Source organism: Psychrobacter piechaudii (assembly GCF_900162825.1).
Taxonomy (GTDB): domain Bacteria; phylum Pseudomonadota; class Gammaproteobacteria; order Pseudomonadales; family Moraxellaceae; genus Psychrobacter; species Psychrobacter piechaudii.
This window is the reverse complement of record NZ_FUGE01000200.1, coordinates 1-4863: the sequence shown is the minus strand read 5'-3', so window position 1 is coordinate 4863 and position 4863 is coordinate 1. Positions and strand designations below refer to the sequence as shown.

Sequence of the window (4863 nt, the reverse complement as noted above, 5' to 3'; positions counted from 1 at the left end):
ATGCACAAATCGCCATAACGCTTGGGTCTGAGCAAAACTGCTTTTAGTATCCATAGTTGCTTTCATACCAGCATGTAGATAACCGTTTGGGTGAGTGTGATTGTGTACGAGTTGTTGATATCGTTTGATGAGCCTCGTATCTAGCTCCATTTTATCTATGCCATACTGCGCTATTTTATCAAATTTATGCTCACTGATGAATTGTGTAGATACCTATGCCCTGAAGTGGGTGGTTTTACGGCGAATGGTGATAAAAAAATGATCTATATTGAGCTCAGTAAATGAGCCTCACAAAATTTAAAACTCCCAGTTTACTGTATTATCACAAAGGTTAATAGCCCAGCTATATGCCACTTAGCTCTATTCTTAGTTCTTCCACACTAGGAAGCTTATGAAAATTAATAACTGTGACCTCTCCTAAGCGGCGACGTCCCAAGGCAGCATTGACATCTAACGTCAGTAAAGCCACCTTTTTAGCATTTCTTTCTAACACCAAATGGTGCTCACGCATCAGGGCCGTTATATCTGGAAAATTCTTACTGATTAGGTTTTTTAGCTTTAATAATTGTTCATTAGATGTTTTGCTAAATGCTCCAGCCTTACTATTAAACTTAGGTTTGGCTTTATCTAAATTCATTTTATTGTTGGCAGCTTTATGAAGTCCCTTGCCTGCTGTCTTAGGCTTCATGACCAAGCCAATAACGAACAATACCAGAGCACATAAGAGCACCGCTCCGAGCAACACCGCGCCACTAAAAATCTGATTCATACGTCCTCCTATTATTGATAGTATATTATGATACACAAACCCAAGCTTATATAGGTGTTTTATGACCAATGATGTACAACAAGCCATTACTCTACTTCAAAATGCGAAGCATATCTGCATTTTAACTGGAGCAGGTATCTCTGCAGAAAGTGGCATCCCTACTTTTCGGGACAAACAAACGGGCCTTTGGGAGAACTTTAGAGCAGAAGATTTAGCCAGTATTGATGCCTTTGAGCGTGATCCTAAGATGGTTTGGTCCTGGTATCAATGGCGACGCAATCTGGTTAAAGACAAACAGCCCAACCCTGCTCATCACGCTCTAGCCAGCCTACAACAGTGGGGGAAGACTCAGGGCAAGACTTTAAGCCTCATCACCCAAAACGTAGATGACCTTCATGAGCAAGCAGGCAGTCAGGTCACTCACTTGCACGGCCATTTATGGAAAAACAAATGTAGTCAATGTGATGCAGCCTACCAAGGTGAGATTGATTATAGCCAAGACGCTTTGGTTAATTGCCCTGAATGTGAAGCTTATATTCGACCGGACATTGTTTGGTTTGGCGAGATGTTGCCATCAGGGGCTTGGCAATATGCCGAACAGGCCTCAGCAGACTGCGATGTTTTTATAAGTATTGGTACTTCAAGCTTAGTTTATCCAGCGGCTGGTTTATCCCAATTGGCAAAGAGTCAGGGAGCCAAACTAATTGAAATTAATTTGCATCCGACTCACAACCCATTAATTGATGTGGTATTAGCAAGCAAAGCTGGCGAAGTGTTGCCTACCCTATCTGCCGCACTGCTCTAATGGATTTGGTATAAAAGAGCTATAAAATAAATAACAAAAAAGCTAGGCTTTGAGATAAAGCCTAGCTTTTTTGTTATTTAGGGCCAATGTCACTCTTTACTTTACAAGGACAATTTTATTTTAAAAATACCACAGTGTCCGAAAGCTCATTACCTTCTGGATCGTGCTCTAAGTAGTAATGCTGTTTTAGCAGTAAGCCGATTTCATCTAATAAATCCAGCAAGCTTTGTTCTATATTGCCTTTGGCCATACCTGCTATCGCTTTATCACACATGGCTTGCCAAACTGTCGGGCTAACATGAGTATTAATCCCTCTATCCGCCACAATCTCTAAGCTATGCTCGCAAACGTTAACGTATACCAATACCCCAGTATTTTCCTCTGTATCCCACACTCGGTACAAGCTAAATAAATCAATGGCTCGCTCACGAGTACCTACCCTATAAGCTAGATTAATCGGCAGGTGGTTTTCTATAACCAAGAACACCTCGCCACGATGGCCCTTCTCTACTTCGGTGACCTTCTGAGTAAGACGTTGCATGACTTCATCAGATACCCAGCGATTGTGCAATATTGGGATGAATATTGCTTGACGCCACCATCTTGCAAAGCTTGGCTCACTGACCACAGTATGTCCTTCAGCGACATTGGGGTGCACAGATTTTAAGTCGGGCTTTGCTTTTTGTTGCATGTCAGTCTTACCTCAAACCTTATTTTTATATTAGCTATCGTAGCCATAGAGAGTTATGTATTAAGGGCATTAATGCGATATGTTACGAGATGAATGTTAGCTTTACCATGAGCCACCAGCACCGCCACCGCCGAAGCCGCCGCCACCGCCGCGTGAAATTAGGAATAGCCATAAAAAGATGGCCATAAAAATAGTGGTAAATAGCCCAGCGCCTGCAGATAGAGCCATTAAGGCAAAACCACCTGTTGCAAGAAACGACCCAAGGATACGGCCTAAAGCTGAGGTTAAAAACATACCAAAGATTAAGGCAATAAGAAAAGTACCAAATAAGGAAGGAGAATCACCCACAGCTTGATTTTGTTGCTGAGCACGCTCTTTGGCTAGGGCATCTGACTGTGCTAAAACATCAGGATCGGCGACCAAACGCTCTTCGATACGGTTAATACCTTTGACCAAGCCACCCGCATAATCACCTTGCTTAAATGAAGGGGTAATCTCCTCATCGATAATACGATTTAAAGCAGCATCAGGGAGCACCCCTTCTAAACCATAACCTGACAAAATATATATATTACGATCGTTAACTGCGACCAGTATTAATAAACCATCATCGGTATCTTTATTACCCAATTGCCACTTTTCTGCCACCTGCAAACTGTATTGAAAAATATCCATACCATTGGTGGTAGGTACGGTTACTAAGGCAGCTTGGGCCAAGCCTTGGTCGTAAATATGACGTAATCTTTGGGTTAAAAGTTGTTTTTCTTGCGGGGTAAAAATATTGGCCTGATCAACCACAGGCGAGTTTAAAATAAGTTTATCGCTATCAACCCCTTGGGCAGTAGATTGACGAGGCTCAGCCGTGGCTACCTCTGATTGACTGCGACTATCCTCAGCACTAGCCTCACCAAGAGTAGGTATATTATCAGTAATGGCTTCGTTACCGAAAATAGCGTCATTAATAGCTTCGTTTTGTTGGCCAGCTTTGGCAATGGCCACCATATCCTCAACACTTTGGTCGCCCAATTGCTGAGATGACTGAGATGATGCCGCACTCGAAGCTTCACCATTCACAGCGAAACTTATAGGCGTTACCAATAAGGTCGCGCCTATTATTGACAATATTGACCAGCTACGTTTCAACTTTTGCATGCGCATCATCACCACTTCACTCTAAGAAACTTATTTTATAGCTGTCCTCTCATAAAACCCAATTAGCTAAAAAACTAACTAATGAAAAGACAGGTAAATTTGTAGCTTATAGGCCAAATGCTTATAAGCTACTTTATTGAAACAACATAATTTTTGACTGAATATCAGCCAAGATTTTAGCCAGTTTCTAACTACTCACCAAAATTAACTTCTGGAGCCGTTGAAATCTCTTTCTCATTTTCAACAGTAAAGTTAGGTTTAGGATCCATGCCAAACACTTTAGCCGTGATATTGGTTGGGAACTGACGGACGGTGGTGTTGTAGCCTTGAACCTCTTGAATATAGCGGTTACGAGCTACAGTAATACGGTTCTCAGTACCTTCAAGCTGCGCTTGTAGATCTTGGAATAGCTTATCTGATTTAAGCTCAGGATAACGCTCAGACACGGCCATTAAGCGAGATAAAGCACCGGTCATTTCAGCTTGTGCCGCTTGGTAGTTCTCCATCGCTTGTGGGTCATTCAAGGTTTCAGGCGTTAGCTGAATGCTACCTGCTCTTGAACGGGCCTCAGCAACCTGAGTGAATACTTCTTGCTCTTGATCTGCATATTGTTTAACCACTTTGACTAGGTTTGGTACTAAGTCATCACGGCGCTGATATTGGTTAACTACTTCTGACCAAGCTGCATTAACTTGCTCATCTTGTGCTTGCAGGTTGTTATAACCACAACCTGATAAGCTCACTGCCGACATGCCTAAAACAGTAGATAACATAAGCGGCTTAAGGATTGATTTACGTGACATAACTACTCCGAAAATTTTCAAATTATTTTACATTAAAGGTAAACCCAGTAATCTCACTTTAGATTTTTTAAACTTAATAGTAAGGTACTGCAATTGTACTGTTGAATGATGTCAAAGCACAATTAATACAATTTTTTGTTACCTAAATACAACCTCTTTACCCTAATATAACGATAGTAATGGCCTAGGCAAAGTCTATCAACTTGCTAATTTTTGTATTTTTTTTCTCTGCACACGACAAAAAAATGATCCCCACCCTATTTTCATAGGTTTAGGGGTTAAAAAGCTAACTAACTGTCTAAGTACAGTCTTATCATTGTTAAAAAACACCAAACGAAGACCTTCAATCAATAAATCCAGACCAAGCGCAAACAAACTGGCTTGAGGTCGAGCGTTTGACTTCAACTTGTGTTTTAACGGCTTATCTTTGTCTTTATAAATACCGACATGATAAGCCCAACAAAATGCTAAGGCGTTCACTGCGACTAATTTACTGACCCGATCAAGATGGGCTAAGTGGGTATCTTCAAGATTAAAGCCACGCCCCTTTAGACAAGCAAATAAAGTCTCAATTTCCCAACGCTTAGCATAGCTTGTCATCGCATCCACTGTTTCTAGTTGATTGGTTGCGACAATCACTAAA

Annotated in this window: 5 protein-coding genes and 1 pseudogene; 1 reads left to right on the top strand and 5 read right to left on the bottom strand. The window is 41.4% G+C overall.

Features of this window, described 5'->3' with window-relative positions; genetic code table 11:
- Nucleotides 1–343 precede the first annotated feature (343 nt).
- Nucleotides 344–769 carry a hypothetical protein gene (locus A1019T_RS10700; protein WP_077451626.1) on the bottom strand — a complete coding sequence of 142 codons (426 nt, stop codon included), beginning with the start codon at nt 767–769 and terminating at the stop codon, nt 344–346.
- A 61-nt stretch (nt 770–830) separates the two neighbouring features.
- On the opposite strand from A1019T_RS10700, the gene A1019T_RS10695 reads away from it, so the two are divergent.
- A complete protein-coding gene (locus A1019T_RS10695; RefSeq protein ID WP_077451625.1) occupies nt 831–1574 on the top strand; it encodes an SIR2 family NAD-dependent protein deacylase in 744 nt (247 codons plus the stop codon).
- Nucleotides 1575–1689: 115 nt separating this feature from the next.
- On the opposite strand, the gene A1019T_RS10690 is transcribed toward A1019T_RS10695, so the two are convergent.
- The 4 genes and pseudogenes from A1019T_RS10690 to A1019T_RS13270 all read right to left on the bottom strand — a co-directional run.
- Complete coding sequence (locus A1019T_RS10690) at nt 1690–2265, bottom strand: TPM domain-containing protein (RefSeq protein ID WP_077451624.1); 576 nt, start codon at nt 2263–2265, stop codon at nt 1690–1692.
- 102 nt (nt 2266–2367) lie between these two features.
- A complete protein-coding gene (locus tag A1019T_RS10685) occupies nt 2368–3417 on the bottom strand; it encodes a TPM domain-containing protein (RefSeq protein ID WP_077451627.1) in 1050 nt (349 codons plus the stop codon).
- 191 nt (nt 3418–3608) lie between these two features.
- Complete coding sequence (locus tag A1019T_RS10680) at nt 3609–4220, bottom strand: LemA family protein (protein WP_077451623.1); 612 nt, start codon at nt 4218–4220, stop codon at nt 3609–3611.
- A 198-nt stretch (nt 4221–4418) separates the two neighbouring features.
- Nucleotides 4419–4863, bottom strand: a pseudogene (locus A1019T_RS13270) (hypothetical protein); the annotation flags it as partial.

What these genes read in the sequence shown, in the direction of transcription:
- A1019T_RS10700 (WP_077451626.1), bottom strand. Translation starts at nt 769, where the DNA reads ATGAATCAGATTTTTAGTGGCGCGGTGTTGCTCGGAGCGGTGCTCTTA.
- A1019T_RS10695 (WP_077451625.1), top strand. Translation starts at nt 831, where the DNA reads ATGACCAATGATGTACAACAAGCCATTACTCTACTTCAAAATGCGAAG.
- A1019T_RS10690 (WP_077451624.1), bottom strand. Translation starts at nt 2,265, where the DNA reads ATGCAACAAAAAGCAAAGCCCGACTTAAAATCTGTGCACCCCAATGTC.
- A1019T_RS10685 (WP_077451627.1), bottom strand. Translation starts at nt 3,417, where the DNA reads ATGCAAAAGTTGAAACGTAGCTGGTCAATATTGTCAATAATAGGCGCG.
- A1019T_RS10680 (WP_077451623.1), bottom strand. Translation starts at nt 4,220, where the DNA reads ATGTCACGTAAATCAATCCTTAAGCCGCTTATGTTATCTACTGTTTTA.